Source organism: Streptomyces sp. NPDC093261, assembly GCF_044753645.1.
Lineage (GTDB): Bacteria > Actinomycetota > Actinomycetes > Streptomycetales > Streptomycetaceae > Streptomyces.
Genome location: NZ_JBIVNO010000029.1, coordinates 1 through 15,742, shown reverse-complemented (window position 1 = coordinate 15,742; position 15,742 = coordinate 1). Strand labels below are relative to the sequence as shown.

Annotated in this window: 17 protein-coding genes; 9 read left to right on the top strand and 8 right to left on the bottom strand. The window is 72.3% G+C overall.

Annotated features, from left to right (window positions below; translation table 11 throughout):
* Positions 1-206: 206 nt before the first annotated feature.
* Complete coding sequence (locus ACIP94_RS35680; protein ID WP_402435366.1) at positions 207-1,646, bottom strand: FAD-dependent oxidoreductase; 1,440 nt, start codon at positions 1,644-1,646, stop codon at positions 207-209.
* A 228-nt stretch (positions 1,647-1,874) separates the two neighbouring features.
* On the opposite strand from ACIP94_RS35680, the gene ACIP94_RS35675 reads away from it, so the two are divergent.
* Positions 1,875-2,351, top strand: coding sequence for a DUF6214 family protein (locus ACIP94_RS35675; RefSeq protein ID WP_402435362.1), 477 nt, complete (start codon positions 1,875-1,877; stop codon positions 2,349-2,351).
* A 45-nt stretch (positions 2,352-2,396) separates the two neighbouring features.
* On the opposite strand, the gene ACIP94_RS35670 is transcribed toward ACIP94_RS35675, so the two are convergent.
* Entirely contained in the window at positions 2,397-3,080 is a 684-nt protein-coding gene (locus tag ACIP94_RS35670; protein WP_402435359.1) for a TetR/AcrR family transcriptional regulator, read from the bottom strand.
* 440 nt (positions 3,081-3,520) lie between these two features.
* Here ACIP94_RS35670 and ACIP94_RS35665 point away from each other — a divergent pair, with 440 nt between their 5' ends.
* Positions 3,521-3,766 carry a DUF2630 family protein gene (locus tag ACIP94_RS35665; protein WP_402435356.1) on the top strand — a complete coding sequence of 82 codons (246 nt, stop codon included), beginning with the start codon at positions 3,521-3,523 and terminating at the stop codon, positions 3,764-3,766.
* A 19-nt stretch (positions 3,767-3,785) separates the two neighbouring features.
* On the opposite strand, the gene ACIP94_RS35660 is transcribed toward ACIP94_RS35665, so the two are convergent.
* The 3 genes from ACIP94_RS35660 to ACIP94_RS35650 form a co-directional block, all read right to left on the bottom strand.
* Positions 3,786-4,484 (bottom strand): HAD family hydrolase, encoded by a 699-nt coding sequence (locus tag ACIP94_RS35660; protein ID WP_402435353.1) that lies wholly within the window; start codon positions 4,482-4,484, stop codon positions 3,786-3,788.
* Positions 4,485-4,638: 154 nt separating this feature from the next.
* Entirely contained in the window at positions 4,639-5,574 is a 936-nt protein-coding gene (locus tag ACIP94_RS35655; RefSeq protein WP_402435350.1) for a M56 family metallopeptidase, read from the bottom strand.
* Positions 5,575-5,705: 131 nt separating this feature from the next.
* The gene (locus tag ACIP94_RS35650) at positions 5,706-6,251 is read right to left on the bottom strand and encodes a DUF5134 domain-containing protein (RefSeq protein WP_402435346.1); all 546 of its coding nucleotides are present in this window, start codon (positions 6,249-6,251) and stop codon (positions 5,706-5,708) included.
* A gap of 171 nt (positions 6,252-6,422) precedes the next feature.
* On the opposite strand from ACIP94_RS35650, the gene ACIP94_RS35645 reads away from it, so the two are divergent.
* The 3 genes from ACIP94_RS35645 to ACIP94_RS35635 are packed head-to-tail and all read left to right on the top strand — an operon-like array spanning position 6,423 to position 9,113.
* Complete coding sequence (locus ACIP94_RS35645; RefSeq protein WP_402435343.1) at positions 6,423-8,060, top strand: FUSC family protein; 1,638 nt, start codon at positions 6,423-6,425, stop codon at positions 8,058-8,060.
* Positions 8,061-8,076: 16 nt separating this feature from the next.
* Positions 8,077-8,724: a MarR family winged helix-turn-helix transcriptional regulator gene (locus ACIP94_RS35640; protein ID WP_402435340.1), complete on the top strand. Its 648-nt coding sequence runs from the start codon at positions 8,077-8,079 to the stop codon at positions 8,722-8,724.
* 14 nt (positions 8,725-8,738) lie between these two features.
* A complete protein-coding gene (locus ACIP94_RS35635) occupies positions 8,739-9,113 on the top strand; it encodes a hypothetical protein (RefSeq protein ID WP_402435338.1) in 375 nt (124 codons plus the stop codon).
* Positions 9,114-9,138: 25 nt separating this feature from the next.
* Here ACIP94_RS35635 and ACIP94_RS35630 read toward each other — a convergent pair whose 3' ends face one another.
* Positions 9,139-9,903, bottom strand: a complete 765-nt coding sequence (locus ACIP94_RS35630; RefSeq protein WP_402435335.1) for a VOC family protein — start codon at positions 9,901-9,903, stop codon at positions 9,139-9,141.
* A 59-nt stretch (positions 9,904-9,962) separates the two neighbouring features.
* Complete coding sequence (locus ACIP94_RS35625) at positions 9,963-10,355, bottom strand: VOC family protein (RefSeq protein WP_402435332.1); 393 nt, start codon at positions 10,353-10,355, stop codon at positions 9,963-9,965.
* Positions 10,356-10,426: 71 nt separating this feature from the next.
* On the opposite strand from ACIP94_RS35625, the gene ACIP94_RS35620 reads away from it, so the two are divergent.
* Positions 10,427-10,975, top strand: coding sequence for a GNAT family N-acetyltransferase (locus ACIP94_RS35620; protein ID WP_402435329.1), 549 nt, complete (start codon positions 10,427-10,429; stop codon positions 10,973-10,975).
* A 261-nt stretch (positions 10,976-11,236) separates the two neighbouring features.
* On the opposite strand, the gene ACIP94_RS35615 is transcribed toward ACIP94_RS35620, so the two are convergent.
* The gene (locus ACIP94_RS35615; RefSeq protein WP_402435326.1) at positions 11,237-11,920 is read right to left on the bottom strand and encodes a glycerophosphodiester phosphodiesterase; all 684 of its coding nucleotides are present in this window, start codon (positions 11,918-11,920) and stop codon (positions 11,237-11,239) included.
* Positions 11,921-12,374: 454 nt separating this feature from the next.
* On the opposite strand from ACIP94_RS35615, the gene ACIP94_RS35610 reads away from it, so the two are divergent.
* Genes ACIP94_RS35610 through ACIP94_RS35600 form a run of 3 tightly spaced genes read left to right on the top strand, consistent with a single transcriptional unit; the run spans position 12,375 to position 15,651 of the window.
* On the top strand, positions 12,375-13,775 hold the full coding sequence (locus ACIP94_RS35610; RefSeq protein ID WP_402435323.1) for a DUF6421 family protein: 1,401 nt from the start codon (positions 12,375-12,377) through the stop codon (positions 13,773-13,775).
* Between the two features lie 56 nt (positions 13,776-13,831).
* Positions 13,832-14,584 (top strand): SDR family NAD(P)-dependent oxidoreductase, encoded by a 753-nt coding sequence (locus ACIP94_RS35605; RefSeq protein WP_402435320.1) that lies wholly within the window; start codon positions 13,832-13,834, stop codon positions 14,582-14,584.
* Positions 14,581-15,651 (top strand): threonine aldolase family protein, encoded by a 1,071-nt coding sequence (locus tag ACIP94_RS35600; RefSeq protein WP_402435317.1) that lies wholly within the window; start codon positions 14,581-14,583, stop codon positions 15,649-15,651. The genes ACIP94_RS35605 and ACIP94_RS35600 overlap by 4 nt, the downstream gene beginning before the upstream one ends.
* The last annotated feature ends 91 nt before the right edge of the window (positions 15,652-15,742 follow it).

Genomic DNA, 15,742 nt, shown 5'->3' with positions numbered 1-15,742 from the left:
CGGCGCCGCCCGGCGACCGCACCCGCTGCCGCGCCCGGCGCCGCCCGGCGACCGCACCTGCCGTGCGCCCGGTGCGGAACCGCGACCGACGCGTGCCGCGACCGCACCTGCCGCCCGCGCCCCGTGCGGAACCGCGACCGACGCCGCCCGGCGACCGCACCCGCTGCGGCGCCCGGCGCCGCGCCGGCCCCCGGACGCCAGGCGGTCTAAGCCGGTTGTTGATCTCGAGGCGGTTGCCGCTGCGCGTCGTGCTGCGCGGCGGTCACAGGTGCGTCGCACCGCGCGGCGGTCATGAGGGACCGCCAGTCCGGGAGCTTCACCACCGTCCGGCCGAGCGACGCTCCCAGCTCGGCCTCCGCCCGCTCGATCGCCAGCCACCCCGGCCACTCGACAGGGGTGAGCCCGTGGGCCCACAGCAGCGGGAGCGCATCCTCGGGCACCTCACGCCCCATGAGCCCGGAGGCGTCTTCGAGCAGCGAGGAAACCGTCTCCTTGGCGCAGGGGCGATTCGTGCCGATCACACCGGTCGGGCCCCGCTTGATCCACCCGGCCACATACTCGCCCGGCGAGACGGCCCCGTCCCGCAGGACCCGTCCCGAACAGTGCGGCACGGTGCCGCTCTTCGCGTCGAACGGCAGCCCCTCCAGGGGCACCCCGCGATAGCCGACCGAACGCAGCACCAGCTGGGCCTCCAGGTCCTCGTAGCGCCCGGTGCCCTTGACCCCGCCGGCTCCGTCGGGCACAGTCCGCTCGAAGCGCACCGCGCCCACCCGGCCTTCCCCGGACTCCGGGCTTCGCTCGAGGGGGGAGGCGCCCCCGGCGGGGAGCAGCTCCACCGGCCGCAGGAAGAACCGTAGCCGGATCCGGCGGGAGGCACCGCGCGGCGGTGTCGCGGCCCAGGCGCGCAGCACTTCGATGTTTCGGCGCTGGGCGGCCGGCAGCCCGGAGGGGTCGAGGTACGCCGGGTCGAGCGCCAGCTCCTCCTCGTCCACGATCACCTCGGTGTCCGGCAGAGTGCCCAGTTCGCGCAGTTCCTTGGTGGTGAACCGGGCCTGCGAGGGGCCGCGCCGGCCCACCATGTGGACCTCCGTGACCTTGCTGGCGGCCAGCGCCGTGAGCGCCGCCTGCGGCATGTCGGTGGGGCTCAGCTCCCTCACCCCGCGGGCCAGTATCCGGGTCACGTCCACCGCGACGTTCCCGACGCCGATCACCACGGCAGTCCGCGCGCCGAGCACGAAGCCGTCGGCGGCCGAGTCCGGGTGCGCGCTGTACCAGGACACGAACTCCGTCGCCGACCAGCTGCCGGGCAGCTCCTCGCCCGGGATGCCCAGATGCCGGTCGGTCGCGGCACCCACGCAGTAGACCACCGCGTGGTAGAGCTCGCGCAGCCGGGCGGGCGGCACCCCGCCCGCGCCCACCTCGACACCGCCGAGGAAACGGATCCGCTCGTGCTCCAGGACCGTGCGCAGGTTGTTCTGCAGCGACTTGATCTTCTCGTGGTCGGGCGCCACGCCGTAGCGCACCAGCCCGTAGGGGCAGGGCAGCCGGTCGAGGACGTCGACGCGTACCTCTGGGTCCTGCTGGACGAGGCTCTGGGCGGTGTAGACCCCGCTCGGCCCGGAGCCGACGACGGCGACATTCAGCACGGCGGAACTCCCTCGCTGAGGAGATCGCTGGTGGCTCCAGCATTGCACCGCGCGCGACGGGAGGGGAGGGACGTGGTGGCACTGGGCCGACGGAGTGCGGAGCGGATTCCTGCCGTGCGTGGCTCTTCGCATGGTATGTGATCGCTCGCTTACGTTGCGTATATGTTGGAAGCGTCCTTCGGGGATTTTTCCGATCACTTCCGATCCGACTTCCCTTCGGATGGGCCGGTGTCCGTGTGGCCCGCCTGGGAAGTGCAGGAGTGCGGGAGTGTCACGTCGTGGTTCGCGGTCCGGCTCGATCTGCCCGAAGGGGGACGGGTGGACGTCCTCGCGGTGGCGGCCGGCGGATGCGTGGAGATCGAGGAGGTGAGGGCGCAGCCGCCCCTGTCCCTCGACGATCTGACGGCGCTCGCCGACTGGATCGAGGAACCCCTGCTCGAGGCATGCGCCGCGCACTCCGCCGTGCGGGCCGACGTGCGGGCCGAGTCCGCCGGGACGCTCGCGGCCCGTGACCGCCCTGCCTGGCCGTCCGGCGCCGAAGGGATGCGTCTCGTCGCCGAGGAGTACCTCGCGGCCCAAGGGCGGGGGACCGACCCGGTGCTCGCGGTGATGTCCGCGACGGGCCGCAGCCGCCGCGGCTCGCTGAAACTGATCGGCGGGGCGCGCGACGCCGGTTTCCTGACTCCGCGTCATAGTCGCCGCTGAGCGGGGAGGTTCGGCGGCAACAGGCTGCATGGCCGGGCTGCTCCGCTAGCCGTCCGGGCCGTTCTTCTCCGGGGCGCGGCTCTCCGTCGCGAAGAACCGCGACAGGTCCTTGTCGTGCGGCTCGCGCGCGCCCCCGGCGTCCGGCGGAGTCCCCGTCCGCCAGTCGAGTCCGTACCGTTGGAACAACTCGGCCCGCAGTACCGGCAGCGGCATCGGCGCTCCCGGCACGAGAGCCGCGTAGACCGCGCCCATCAGCAGGGCCCGTAGCTTCGGGTAGTCGGCGCCGGGGTCCTGCGACCCGTGCCCGGCGACCGTGTCCCGCAACAGCTCCGCCAGCCGCTGCTGCTCAGGGCACTGCACAAACCCCTCCGCCTGCAGGATCCCCGCCATGTGCTGGCGCATCAGCACGGGGTGATGAACCGTCAGGCTGAGGATCGCGTCGATGGTCCGCGCCATCCGCTCTCGGCCGTCCTCGGTGCGCGGCTCGCGTTCCAGGGCCTCCTCCAGGGTGCGGTGCATCAGGCGGTGCACGGCGGACTGGAGGAGCTGCCGCTTGCTGGGAAAGTAATAGGACACCAGGCCGCGGGCGGAACCGGCGCGGTCGGCGATGTCGCCGAGTGTCGTCGCGTCGTAGCCGCGCTCACTGACCAGCTCGACCGCGGCCTGCAGAAGCCGCTCGCGGGAACGCCGCCGCAATTCTTCATTGACCGAGGCGCTGCGCGGGGACATCCTGGACTCCTGCGTTGACTGGCTGTCAGCCAACTATACTCAGCGCATCCGGACCGCGCCCCGGGCGGTGCGGGCCGGTTCCGGAGGCGTCTGCCCTGGGCCACACGGGGGATGGTCCAGGGCAGGCACCAGTGCCCTCGTGCCCCCGCTCCACGTCCGCGATCCGCCGGGCGTCCCTCGAGGACAGTCTTCCGGCGCGCCGAGTGCCGACCGTGCCTCCGCGCCGAGTGCCCACCGTGCATCCAGGCGGAGTGCCGACCGTGCCTGCGCGCCGAGTGCCGCCAAGCCCGCTGCCGGCCACGCCCGCCCGCGCCCGACCAACACCGGAACTCGCGCCTCCTACCCCGCACTCGTGCGCGGCGTCGCGGCCTCGCACAAGTGTCGCAGTGGCGCCCAACGGTCCCTAGAGTGGGCACGAGTCCCAGAGGAGGCGTACCCACATGGACCAAGATCAGATCCTGACCCGGATCTCGGCGATGGTGGAGGAGGAGCGCGGCCTGCGGGACGCGCTGCAGTCCGGTCGGATCGACAGCGCGACGGAGCATGAGCGGCTCTCCGAACTGGAACGCGCGCTCGACCAGTGCTGGGACCTGCTGCGCCAGCGCCGCGCCAAGGCGGAGTTCGGTGAGAACCCGGACGACGCCCGCGTCCGCCCGGCGTCGCAGGTAGAGGACTACGAGAGCTGAGCGCTGCCGGGCGGCCGGCTCAGGCGATCAGGTCGAGCACGGGACGGAGCCCGTCCGGGCGCTCGGCCACCGGGCGGTGGTCGACGAAGTGGACCGCGCAGCCCAGATCCGCCGCGCCGCCGTCCGCGCGGCGGTCGTCCCCTACCATCAGCGTGTGCTGCGGAGCCAGCCCCAGCGCGTCGCAGGCGAGGGCGAACAGCCGGGTGTCCGGCTTCTGGATCCCGTGTTCGAACGAGAGCAGGTATGTGTCCACGTAGCGGTCGAGCCCGTGCTCGCGGAAGATCGGGCGCAGGTCCCAGCCGATGTTGCTGACCACGCCGACGGCCACACCCCGCTCGCGCAGCGCGCCGAGCACCTCGCCCGTGTCGGGATAGGGCCGCCAGGCGGCAGGCGTCATATGGCGGTCGTACAAGGCGTCGTGGAGCCGTGGGTCCGGCAGCGGAACCTGGCGTGAGAGGCCGGTGTACGCGGCCCGGTGCGCCTCGGCGCTGCGGTCCCGGACCGCCCACAGCGCGGCCAGGTCGTCCGGCAGGGGAGCCGCGGGAGGGGCGCCGCCGGCCAGCGCGCCCGCCGACTCCAGCCGCGCGGCCACGTGGACCAACTCCGGTTCCGGCAGGGTCAGTCCGGCTTCCGTGATCGTGGCGCGCAGCCACGACTCGGTCGACTCGATACGGAAAAGGGTCCCGGAGAAGTCGAAGAGCACACCTTTGATCGCCATGGGGCCGATCCTTCGTGACCGGCCCGCGCGGGTCAAGAACCGCACTCAGGTGGAGCGGGGCGCTCGGTGGGCCCCTGCCGCCACGCCTACGAGGCCATTGCGCCGTACGTACGCCCGCCACTCGGAACCGCTGCCCGGTCTACGCGACCGTTGGCTACCCCAGGGCCCGCAGCCCCGGTACGAACGCCACCAGCACCGGAATCACCGGAACGAGCGCCGCCGCCGCGGTGAGCCTGAGCCGGTGCGCCGCCGGCAGCCGGTCCGGGGGAGTGAGAAGGCGGTGGACACGCTGCGGCACATGGGCCTCCGGGGTGGCGCAGGGCCCGAACACCCCCCGGCCCTCGTTCAGTTCCACCAGCGCGAGCGCGGTGGTGAGGCGGCCGTGGCGGCGCGACGCCATGTCGTCGGCGGCGAGTTCGACCAGGCGGTGCATCTCGTCGCGGAACGCGGCGAAGACCGGCACCTGCGGAAACCCGTAGCCCAGTGCGGCCGAGGAGTGCAGCAGCCAGTCGTGCCGGGCCCGTGCGTGGCCCTGCTCATGGGCGAGGACCGCCTCCAGTTGCCTGCCCTTGAGCCGGCGCAACGCGGCCGTGGTGATGACCAGCCGGGGTGTCGCTCCAGGCAGCCACCAGGCGTCCGGGCGCTCCCCCTCCAGGACCACCAGCCGGCCGCCGCCGGGTTCCTCACCGGGCAACTGCGGCGCCCGCACGAGCAGTTCGGCCCTGCTGCGCCGACGGCGTGCCCGTGCCCGTACGACCTCCCGCACCAGCATCGCCGCGGTCCACACCCCGCCGCACGCCAGGGCCACGGCGGTCGTCGCGGCCCACGGGCTTCCGGTGCTCAGCGCATAGGCGTCCACGACACTGTGCGGTGCGGAGGCGAAGACATGCCCCCGTACGGCGGCCCAGGCCGCGGCCGCGCTGAGGGTCATCGACAGCGCGCAGCACACCAGTACGGCCGCCACCACGCACTGCCACACCCACAGGGCGACCACCGGTTCCCGGTCCGGCCAGTCCGCCCGGGCGAGCAGCCGCGGAGCGAGCACGGCGGTCAGGGCGCCGAGCAGCAACAGTGCCGCGGGGACCATCATGGGCCGAAGCCTATGAGCCGGGCGGCGCCACGGGATACGTACTGTCGCGGCAAAGTGACGTACGCCACGGTTTTGTTGGGCCCGCCCCTCGCGGGGCCGGTGCGCCCGCGCGGCGTGTGGCTCGGAGTGGCTCAGAGTGTCAGGAGCATCGCCAGCATCGCGATGGCCATGGACAGTCTGCACACACGGGCCAGTTCGGGACGGTCGCTCCAGCCCACAGGTCGCGCACCCGCCGCAGTGGCCACCGCGGCCACCGGCACCAGCCGCACCCCCGACCACAGCACATAGGCCGCGAAGTAGAGCAGGAGTGCCCCGGTCAGCGGCGGAATGCCCCCGTGGCCATGGTGTCCGGGCGAGGCCGCCATGGCCGCCGCCATGTAGGCCATCGCCCCGGCACCCACCAGGTGGTGCAGATGATGGGCGCTCGTCCGGGCCGCCCACAGGGCGCGCAGGGCGGCCGCGCCGAAGACGAGGGCGTAGGCGATCCAGACGCCCCGCGGTGGTATCGCGACCGCCGCGGGCACCGCCATCACCGCCATGCCGAACCCCATCAGCGCCTCGCCTCCCGCGGCCCGGCGCTGCTCCTCGACGGCGCTGCGCATACGCAGCAGACAGTAGGCCCCGGCCGCCGCGCACAGTGCGACGAGCAGCCAGCCGGGCGAAGCCGGTCCGTGCATCGCGCACCTCCCCGCTCGACTCTGCGACGGACGCAGGGGGCATGCCCGTCGCCGAGGGTGCGCAAGCGAGCGCACAGGGGTACGCCGGGGGAGCGCGGGGGACGCGACGCAGGTCCGGGGCCCCGCAGCCCCATATCCTTTACGAGTAAAACACCTGCTAAACTTATCGGCATGAGCAGGACGACCCCCAGAACCCCCCGCGTGCGCCCGCTTCCCCTGTCCGGCCTGCTGCGCCTCGGCAGACCGTCGGAGATCTGGTTCAAGCCCGCGCTGAGCGTCGTCGTCGCGGTCGCGCCGCCGAACCTGATCCTGCTCGCCCTCGGCCGCCTCGACCTCGCGGTCTACGCCATGGCGGGCGCGCTCTGCGCCCTCTACGCGCACAACCGGCCGTATGCGGCCCGCGCCCGCATCCTCGCCCTGGTCGTCCTCGGCATGCTCGGCGGACTCGCCGTCGCCCTGGTCGCCGCCTCGCTCACCGCGAACGCGGTGGTGCTGGTGACGGTCGGGGCCCTGCTCGCGGCCGTACAGAAGGTGCTGTGCGACGCCACTCGGATCGGGCCGCCGGGAAACGTGATCTTCGCCTTCATCAGCTCGGGGTCCCTGTTCGCCCCACAGACGCTGGGTCAGGTGCCCGGCCATCTCGCCCTCGCCGCCGCGGCGGGTGTCTGGTCCTGGATCGTCGGCATGGCCCCCGGCCTGCTGCGGCCCCACGGACCCGAGCGCCGGGCCACCGCCCACGCGCTGAGCGCGGCCGCCGCGTTCACCGAAACCGGTACGGCCGCCGCCCGGGCCGGCGCCGCGGCCGCCGTGCACACCGCCTGGCAGTCGCTGCTGTCCACCGGGGCCCGCTCGGCGCCGCGGCGCGCCCTGGAGCGGCTCGTCGTCCGGGCCGAGGTCGCGCTCGCGGCGCCCGCCGACAGCGACCCCGAGCGGCTGCGGGTCTGGGCCCGCACCCTGCGCGGGACCGGTCCGGTGCCTCGGCCGGACGACCTCGGCGAGGCCGCCGACGAACTCCTCGGCGTCGAGGCCGAACTCCACAGCCCGACGCCCCCGCTGCACCACAGGCTCGGCCCGCTGGGCCCCCTCGCCCTGCGCACCGCGATCGGCTGCGCCCTCGCCGGATACGCCTCGCTCGCGTTCGGCGTCGGCCGCCCTTACTGGGCCCTGGTCACCGCCGCCTCGCTCTACCAGACCAATGTCACCCTCACCTGGAGCCGCGGCGTCCAGCGCGTCGTCGGCAACGTGGTCGGCGTCCTGCTGTTCGCGGCCATCGCGCCGCTCGCCCACCAGAGCCGGCTGGCCCTCGTGCTGTGCGGCCTCGCCCTCAACTTCGGCGCCGAGGCGCTGATCAGCCGCAACTACTGGCTCGGCAGCGTCTGTGTGACCCCGATGGCCCTGCTGATCACCGAGTTCGCCGGCTACCAGGAGCCCGGCACGTTGATGGCCGACCGGGTCCTGGACACCCTCGTCGGAGCGCTCCTCGGCTTCGTCGCCGCGGTCGCCGTCACCAACCGGCGCGCCGGCGACCGGATCGAACAGGCGCTTGCCGCCCTGGAGCGGACCCGTCTGCGCGCGGCCGGTGTGGTCGCCGCGGAGCACCCCGAGCCGGGCGCCCTCGAGGCCGCGCGCCGGGGCCTCGCCGCCGCGGTGGTGGACCTGCGTGCGGCGGCCGACGCGGCGGCCGGCGAGTGGTGGCAGCGCGCCCTGCCGGAGGAGCGCGTGCTGCGCGCCGAACACGCCGGACACCGTACGCTCGCCGCGACGGTACGGCGGCAGGGTCTGCACACCTCGGAAGGCGCACGGGCATGACGGCAGGGACACGGGCATGACGGCAGGGAACGGACGGGCGGCGGCCTCGGACGGCGAGGGCGCGGGCGGACGCAAAGCCGTCGGGGCGGGGGCACAGGCCGGAGCCGCCGCGGCTGCCGTGGGGCGCCCTGAGGGCGGCAACGCGGCCGGGCCCGGCCACGCGAGTGACACCGTCGCCGCCGTGGTGCGTCAGTGGCACGCCGTCCGCCCCGACATCGACACCGCCCCCATGGAGATCATCGGGCGGGTCAACCGCTGCGCCGCCCTGCTCCAGCAGGCCGAGGACGCACCGCTGCGCCGCGCCGGACTCACCCGGCCCGAGTTCGACGTCCTCGGCACCCTGCGGCGCACGGGCCACGAGCTGACCCCCGGCGAGATCGCCCGTGAGACGTTCTCCTCCGGCGCCGCCGTCACCAAGCGGCTCAAGCAGCTCACCGAACGCGGACTGGTCGAGCGGCGCGGGGACACCCGGGACCGCCGTGTCGCCCATGTCCGTCTCACCGAGGCGGGCCGCGACCTGGTCGACGCCATCCTGCCCGAGCAGCTCACCTACGAGACGGCGGTCCTCTCCGGCCTCGACGACCATGAACAGTCCCAACTCGCGGCGATACTCGGAGAGTTGCTGGCCCAACTGGAGGGACGGCTCGGCGCCTCACGCGGCTGAGCGCGCACCGCACCGTGACCCACGACCAGGACACACCGGCCCTGCGCGGCACCCGCGGCCGTGTCCTGGAGGGCGCGGAGCGGGATGCCGGGACCGCCGTTCCCAGGCATCCCGGTGCCGAGCCCGGCAACGACGAGGCGCTGCCCTGCCGGGACCGGGCGGGCGGCTTCCTCGACGAGACGACCCCGACCGGCTCGACCGTCGAGGGCGACGAGGAGCGGGGTGAGGGCCGGCATCGGCTCGTCGACGCCGCGGGGACGCGTGGGCTCCTCCGGATCGCCTACCCGTCGTCCGCCGGTCACCGGCCCGCCCACCCAGGCTGGGTGACGGCACCTGGTTCACACCGTCCGCCTCGGGCGACGCCCTGCACGTGGGACTCCGGCCCGTGACAGACCCGTCGTGGGAGTGGTGCGCCTAGCTCTCGTGACCGGCCGCGTACACGCCGAACAGCGCCCCCTGCGGGTCTCTCAGGACGGCGATGCGCCGGCCGCCCGCCAGCGATGTCGGTTCCATGAGGACGCTCCCGTCCGCCCCCGTCGCGACGGACGCCATGGCGTCCACGTCCTCGGTCGCGAAGTACGGCAGCCAGTGCGACGGGACTTCGGGCGGGAATCCGTCACCCATGGTCAGCATGCCGCCGAAATCGGCGCCGCCGATGCCCCACTGCGTGTAGCGCGGGGAGGGGTTCACGCTCCAGCCGAAGACCGTCGTGTAGAAGTCGGTGACCCGGTCCGGGACGCGGGTCAGCAGCTCCACCCAGCCGAGCGAACCAGGGGCGTTGAACAGGCCCGCACCGGCGAAGGCCCGCGGCTGCCACATCTGGAAGGCCGCGCCGCCAGGATCGCGGACGACCGTGAAACGGCCCGCCTCGTGGACGTCCACCGGCCCCAGGATCAGCGTGCCGCCCGCCGCCGTCACCGCCTCGGCCGCCGCATCGGCGTCCTCCACCGAGAACGCCACGTTCCAGGCGACCGGCTGTGCCTCCTGGTGCAGCGGGGCGAGGGCCGCGACCGGCGCGTCACCGAGGCGGGCGACCGTGTATCCGCCCGCCTCCTGCCGGGGGTCCGTCTCCGGACGCCAGCCGAACAGCTCGGTGTAGAACCGTTTGGCCGCCTCCAGAGCGCTGGTCCCCAGCTCCGCCCAGCAGGGTCCGCCGGTCACCGGTTTCTCGAGCTTCATGGGGTCCTCCCGCGCCATGCGCCCCTTCAGCAGGCTATGCCCCCGCCCGGCCGGCGGCATCAGATCCCGGGGCGGTGGCGCAGCGGATGGTCGGCGGGGATCTCCACCAGCACGATCTGGGTGCCGTCCGGGTCCGCGATCCACATCTCGATCAGCCCCCATGGCTCCTTGACGGGGGGCCGCACGATCTCCACGCCGGCGCCGGTCAGCTCCTCGTGTGCGGCCGTGATGTCCTGCACCTGCATCCAGATCTTCAGCGCGGGGGAGGGCGGTGCCTCACCGCGGCCGGCGACCTCCAGGAAGCCACCGCCGAGGAAGTACACGACGCCGCGCTCCGGTCCCGTGCCGAACTCCCGGTATACCGCGAGCCCGAGCTTCTCACCGTAGAACGCACGGGAAAGCTCAGGGTCGGTGGGGCGCAGCAGAACGCGGCTGTTCAGTACGTGGACCATGCAAACGGAGCCTAGCGGGAGCGTTACGCTCATCGGTGCCCGCGCCGCGCCACTGATCGGAGAAGCAGCCCATGGACAGCGCCGCCACCGCCACGACCGGTCTGACCTTCCGTGACGCCACCGAAGGCGACGTCGACGCGCTGGTCGCGCTGATCGAGTCGGCGTACCGCGGCGACGCCAGCCGGGCCGGATGGACGACCGAGGCGGACATCCTGGAAGGCCAGCGGACCGACCCGGAGGGTGTTCTCCAGGTCATCGAGTCGTCCGACAGCCGGCTGCTCACGGTCGAGCGCGACGGGGCGATCGTCGCCTGCTGCCAGCTCGAACACCGGGGAGACAACGCCTACTTCGGCATGTTCGCGGTCAACCCGACGCTCCAGGGCGAGGGCCTCGGCAAGACGGTGATCGCCGAGGCGGAGCGCTGGGCCCGCGAGGTCTGGGGTGTGAAGGAGATGCAGATGACGGTGATCTCCGTCCGGGACGACCTCATCGCCTGGTACGAGCGGCGCGGCTACCGCCGTACGGGGCGGATGAGCCCCTTCCCGTACGGCGACGAGCGCTTCGGCATCCCGCAGCGCGACGACCTTCGGTTCGAGCTGCTGGTCAAGCCGCTGGTCTGAGCTCCGGCGCGGTGCCCGGCGCGACGTGGCGATGTGCGCGCCGGGCGTGCGGCGACGGCGGACACCGCACGAGCGGGCGGTCGTGGGGCGTCCGTGGTGGTACGTGGCGCACGGCGGCCGTACGGCGTCCGTGGTGGTACGTCGCCCACGGCGGCCGTACGGCGTCGAGTGGGGGTCGTACGGCGTCAAGCGGAGGTCGTACGGCATCGGGCGCAGGTGGAACCGATCGATCCGCTGCCGTACGCACGACCGGGGCGGACCTCAGGCGGTGAAGCGGCCGGTGCGCTTGATCTCCGGGTAGTCCGTGGTCGCGCCGTCCAGTTCCAGCGCGCGGACGAGCCGCAGAAGGTCCAGGGTGTTCACGACCCAGCCGATGATCCTCAGGTCCGCCTCGCGCGCCTGCTCGACGACCTCCAGGGTCAGCCGGCGGATGTTGAGGCAGACCGTCCGCGCACCGGCCGCGACAGCGTCCTCCACCACCTCGGTGCCGTAGCGACTGGCGACCAGCGCGGTGCGCACACCGGGCACCAGCCTTGCGATCTCGGCGACCGCCTCCGCGTGGAACGACGACACCTCGACGCGGCCGACGAGATCCCGGCGGTGCATGACCTCGGCCAGTGCCCGCGCCGCCGCCACGTCCTCGATCTTCGCCTGGAGCGGCGTCCGTACCGCGTCGAGGACCTCCTCGAAGACGGGGACCCGCTCACCGAGGCCCGCGTCGAGCGCGCGCAGCTCGGCGACGGTCTTCTCGGCGATCGGCCCGGTGCCGTCGGTCGTGCGGTCCACTTCGGCGTCATGCATGATCACGAGTGCGCCGTCCTTGCTCAGATGTAGATCGAGCTCGATCACATCGAGGCCCGCGCGCTCGGCGGCGACGAAGGACCGAAGGGTGTTCTCGGGCTCGACACCCATGACTCCGCGGTGACCGATGGTGAGGAAGTTCAAGGTTCAACTCGCTTCCGTCGACGGCGGCTCGGCTGCCGCGAGGGGTTCCCGCTCCGTCGCGGCAGGGCGCAGCCTAGTGGCCCGGGTGTGCGGTGAACCCGGTCCTACACACGGCAACGGGCGCACGGCGCGGCGCGAAACCGGATCGGCAGAGCCGGCCGGGTGTCACCCCTGGGTGGGCGCGTCATACGGCCGTTGACCGTCGCTCCCGGTCGCTCGCCGACGCCCTCCGCCTCTCAGGGATGGCCGAAATCGTATGGCTGTCCACGGTGGGTCGCGGCCCCCGGGTGTCCGGGTGATGTCTCACGGATGTCACGCATCCGTTGGTTCCTGACAGGAAAAAGAGCGGCGCCCGAAGGGTAAGGCAGGATAATTTCCCGATCGTCCTCTTGCTGGAAGAAACACTCCCCGCATACGGTGTCCCTACTTGAGGTTCTCCCGTGGAGGATGGGTCATGACGGAAATTCTTGTGCAGGTGGGTTCGGAGGAGCATGTTCCTCCGCAGGGCAAGGTGGTGGTGGACCACCCGGCTTGGCCCGTGCTCAAGGATGCCGTGGAGCGGATCCGGCCATGGCAGGCCAAGGACGGCTCGATCGACTTCGCCGCCGAGGGCGCCCCCGAGCGCGCGGCCGTCGAAGAGGCCGTGAGTGTCGTGACGCGGACCGTCGAGGAACTCTCGCCGCTGCTGCCGCATGACGCCGCCTACCACGAGGCGCTCGTCAAGGACCTGCGCCGGTGGGCCGACGGGGGCTTCCAGGTCCCCGACTTCCTGGACTCGCTGCTGGCCTTCCAGCCCGCTGCCGACCGCCGGGACGGCCTCCAGCACCTGGTCGTCTTCCCGATGTACACGCAGAACGGCAACCCCGACCGCAACCTCGAAGCGGTCGTCCTGCGCATGGTGTGGCCCGAGTGGCTCGCCGAGCTGGAGGCCACCCGCTACGACAACCCTCTGTTCTGCGGCATCACCTTCGAGGACTTCACCGCCGGCTACGACACCAACTCGGCCGTCCTCTTCCCGGAGACCATCGCCGTGCGCGAGGCGCCGGAACGATTCTCCTGGGGCGGTATCTTCTGCGACCGCGAGGCCGCGCGCTTCCGCCGGGTCACCGCGGCGGCCGTCGACATCCTGGGCCTCGAACTGCCCGAGGACATCGCCGCGATGGTGCACGACCAGCAGCGCTGTCAGCAGGCGTTCGTCCTCTGGGACATGGTCCACGACCGCACCCACAGCCACGGCGACCTGCCGTTCGACCCGTTCATGATCAAGCAGCGCCAGCCGTTCTGGATGTACGGCCTGGAGGAGCTGCGTTGCGACCTCACCGCCTTCAAGGAGGCCGTGGCGCTGGAGGCCGACGGCTTCCCGCAGGGGCGTGACGTGCAGTACGCGGTCCTCTTCGACCGCATGTTCCGCTTCCCGGTCACCGGTGAGCGCGTCCGCAACTACGACGGCCTCGGCGGCCAACTGCTCTTCGCCTACCTGCACAGGCACGACGTGGTGCGCTGGACCGACAACAAGCTCTCCATCGACTGGCAGCGTGCGCCGCAGGTCACCAACCAGCTCTGCGCCGAGATCGAGACGCTGTACCGGGACGGCATCGACCGCCCCAAGCTCGTGCACTGGCTCGCCGCCTACGAGCTGGTCTCCACCTACCTCGCTCCGCATCCGGGCTCCAAGTGGGCCAAGGGCCCCGAGGCCCTCGACCTGACCCAGCCGCCGCGCAAGCTCGTGGACGACGTGCTTCCGGACGAGTTTCCCCTGAGCATGTTCTATGAGGCGCTCCAGAAGAAGCTGAAGAACGTGATCGCCTCCACCAAGGGCATCACCGCGGAGACCGCCGAGCGAGTCGCCGCGTGAGCGCCCGCGCCGTGGGTACGGCTGATGCAGCGGACGCTGTTCGGGAGGCGAGGACCATGCGGAACGGGAACGGACCACTCAGTGGCGCGGTGATCGCGGTGGCCGGCGCGGGCGGAGCCGCCGGCCGGGCGACGCTGCTGAGGCTGGCCGAGGCGGGCGCGACCGTCGTCGCCTCGGACAACGATCCCGAGCGGCTCGCGGAGGCCGTCGACGCGGCCCGCTACGCGCTCGGCGGCTCCACCGTCACCGGGGACACCGTGGACCTGCTCGATCTGCAGTCCACCCGCGACTGGGCCACCCATGTGGAGAAGGACTTCGGCCGTGTCGACGGGCTGGTGCACCTGGTCGGCGGCTGGCGCGGCAGCGAGACCTTCACCAAGACCAGCCTCGACGACTGGGACTTCCTCGAACTCCTGCTCGTGCGTACCGTGCAGCACACCTCCCTCGCGTTCCACGAGGCGCTGCAGCGCAGCGAGCGCGGCCGCTACGTCCTGATCAGCGCCTCGGGCGCGACCAAGCCCACCGCGGGCAATGCCGCCTATGCCGCCGCCAAGGCCGCCGCCGAGGCGTGGACGCTGGCCATGGCCGACTACTTCCGCAAGGCCGGGGGCGAGGCGGGGCCGACGTCGGCGGCTGCCATCCTGGTGGTGAAGGCGTTGGTGCACGACGCGATGCGCGCGGACCGCCCCAATGCGAAGTTCGCGGGCTTCACGGACGTCAAGGACCTGGCCGAGGCCATCGCCGGCGTCTGGGACGAGCCCGCCGCGGAAGTGAACGGAAAACGTCTGTGGCTGACCGAGAAGCCGTGAACCCTCCCAAGACCGACGCGCGTCGCCGTCACGACCCGGAGGTCCGCGGTTTCGCCAGTGACAACTACGCCGGGGCCCATCCGGAGGTGCTCGCCGCCTTGGCCGTGGCCAACGGCGGGCACCAGGTCGCGTATGGCGAGGACGTCTACACCGATAACCTCCAGCGGATCATCCGCAGCCACTTCGGCTCCACTGCCGAGGCGTTCCCGGTGTTCAACGGCACCGGCGCGAACGTCGTCGCGCTGCAGGCCGTCACCGACCGCTGGGGCGCGGTGATCTGTGCGGAGAGCGCGCACATCAACGTCGACGAGGGTGGTGCCCCCGAGCGCATGGGTGGCCTGAAGCTGCTCACCGTACCCACGCCCGACGGCAAGCTCACACCCGAGCTGATCGACCGGCAGGCGTACGGCTGGGAGGACGAGCACCGCGCCATGCCGCAGGTCGTCTCGATCACCCAGAGCACCGAACTGGGCACCCTCTACACGCCCGACGAGATCCGCGCGATCTGCGAGCACGCCCACGCACGCGGTATGAAGGTGCACCTGGACGGCTCCCGGATAGCCAACGCGGCCGCCTCCCTGGATGTGCCGATGCGGACGTTCACCAACGCGGTCGGCGTCGACATCCTCTCCCTCGGCGGAACGAAGAACGGCGCGCTGTTCGGCGAGGCGGTCGTCGTGATCAACCAGGACGCCGTCAGCCATATGAAGCACCTGCGCAAGCTGTCCATGCAGCTCGCGTCGAAGATGCGCTTTGTGTCGGTGCAGCTGGAGGCCCTGTTCGCCAAGGACCTGTGGCTGCGCAACGCCCGTCACGCCAACGAGATGGCGCAGCGGCTCGCGGAGGGCGTGCGGTCGGTGCACGGGGTGGAGATCCTCTACCCGGTGCAGGCCAACGGCATCTTCGCCAGGCTCCCGCACGAGGTGAGCGTGCGTCTTCAGCAGCGGTTCCGGTTCTATTTCTGGGACGAGGCCGCCGGGGTCGTGCGCTGGATGTGCGCCTTCGACACGACCGAGGACGACGTGGACCGGTTCCTGGCGGCGCTGAAGGAGGAGATGGCGCGCTAGTGAGCCGGTCCGGAGATCCTGTCGCAGTAGCGGCAGATGCGGTCGATGATCTGGTCTGCGGTCTTGGTCCACTTGAAGGGGCGGGCCTGTT

Excerpts from the sequence above, each read along its gene's own strand:
- ACIP94_RS35655 (WP_402435350.1), bottom strand. The coding sequence starts at position 5,574 with ATGATGGTCCCCGCGGCACTGTTGCTGCTCGGCGCCCTGACCGCCGTG.
- ACIP94_RS35620 (WP_402435329.1), top strand. The coding sequence starts at position 10,427 with ATGGACAGCGCCGCCACCGCCACGACCGGTCTGACCTTCCGTGACGCC.
- ACIP94_RS35610 (WP_402435323.1), top strand. The coding sequence starts at position 12,375 with ATGACGGAAATTCTTGTGCAGGTGGGTTCGGAGGAGCATGTTCCTCCG.
- ACIP94_RS35605 (WP_402435320.1), top strand. The coding sequence starts at position 13,832 with ATGCGGAACGGGAACGGACCACTCAGTGGCGCGGTGATCGCGGTGGCC.
- ACIP94_RS35660 (WP_402435353.1), bottom strand. The coding sequence starts at position 4,484 with ATGGCGATCAAAGGTGTGCTCTTCGACTTCTCCGGGACCCTTTTCCGT.
- ACIP94_RS35625 (WP_402435332.1), bottom strand. The coding sequence starts at position 10,355 with ATGGTCCACGTACTGAACAGCCGCGTTCTGCTGCGCCCCACCGACCCT.
- ACIP94_RS35630 (WP_402435335.1), bottom strand. The coding sequence starts at position 9,903 with ATGAAGCTCGAGAAACCGGTGACCGGCGGACCCTGCTGGGCGGAGCTG.
- ACIP94_RS35640 (WP_402435340.1), top strand. The coding sequence starts at position 8,077 with ATGACGGCAGGGAACGGACGGGCGGCGGCCTCGGACGGCGAGGGCGCG.
- ACIP94_RS35650 (WP_402435346.1), bottom strand. The coding sequence starts at position 6,251 with ATGCACGGACCGGCTTCGCCCGGCTGGCTGCTCGTCGCACTGTGCGCG.
- ACIP94_RS35665 (WP_402435356.1), top strand. The coding sequence starts at position 3,521 with ATGGACCAAGATCAGATCCTGACCCGGATCTCGGCGATGGTGGAGGAG.
- ACIP94_RS35645 (WP_402435343.1), top strand. The coding sequence starts at position 6,423 with ATGAGCAGGACGACCCCCAGAACCCCCCGCGTGCGCCCGCTTCCCCTG.
- ACIP94_RS35670 (WP_402435359.1), bottom strand. The coding sequence starts at position 3,080 with ATGTCCCCGCGCAGCGCCTCGGTCAATGAAGAATTGCGGCGGCGTTCC.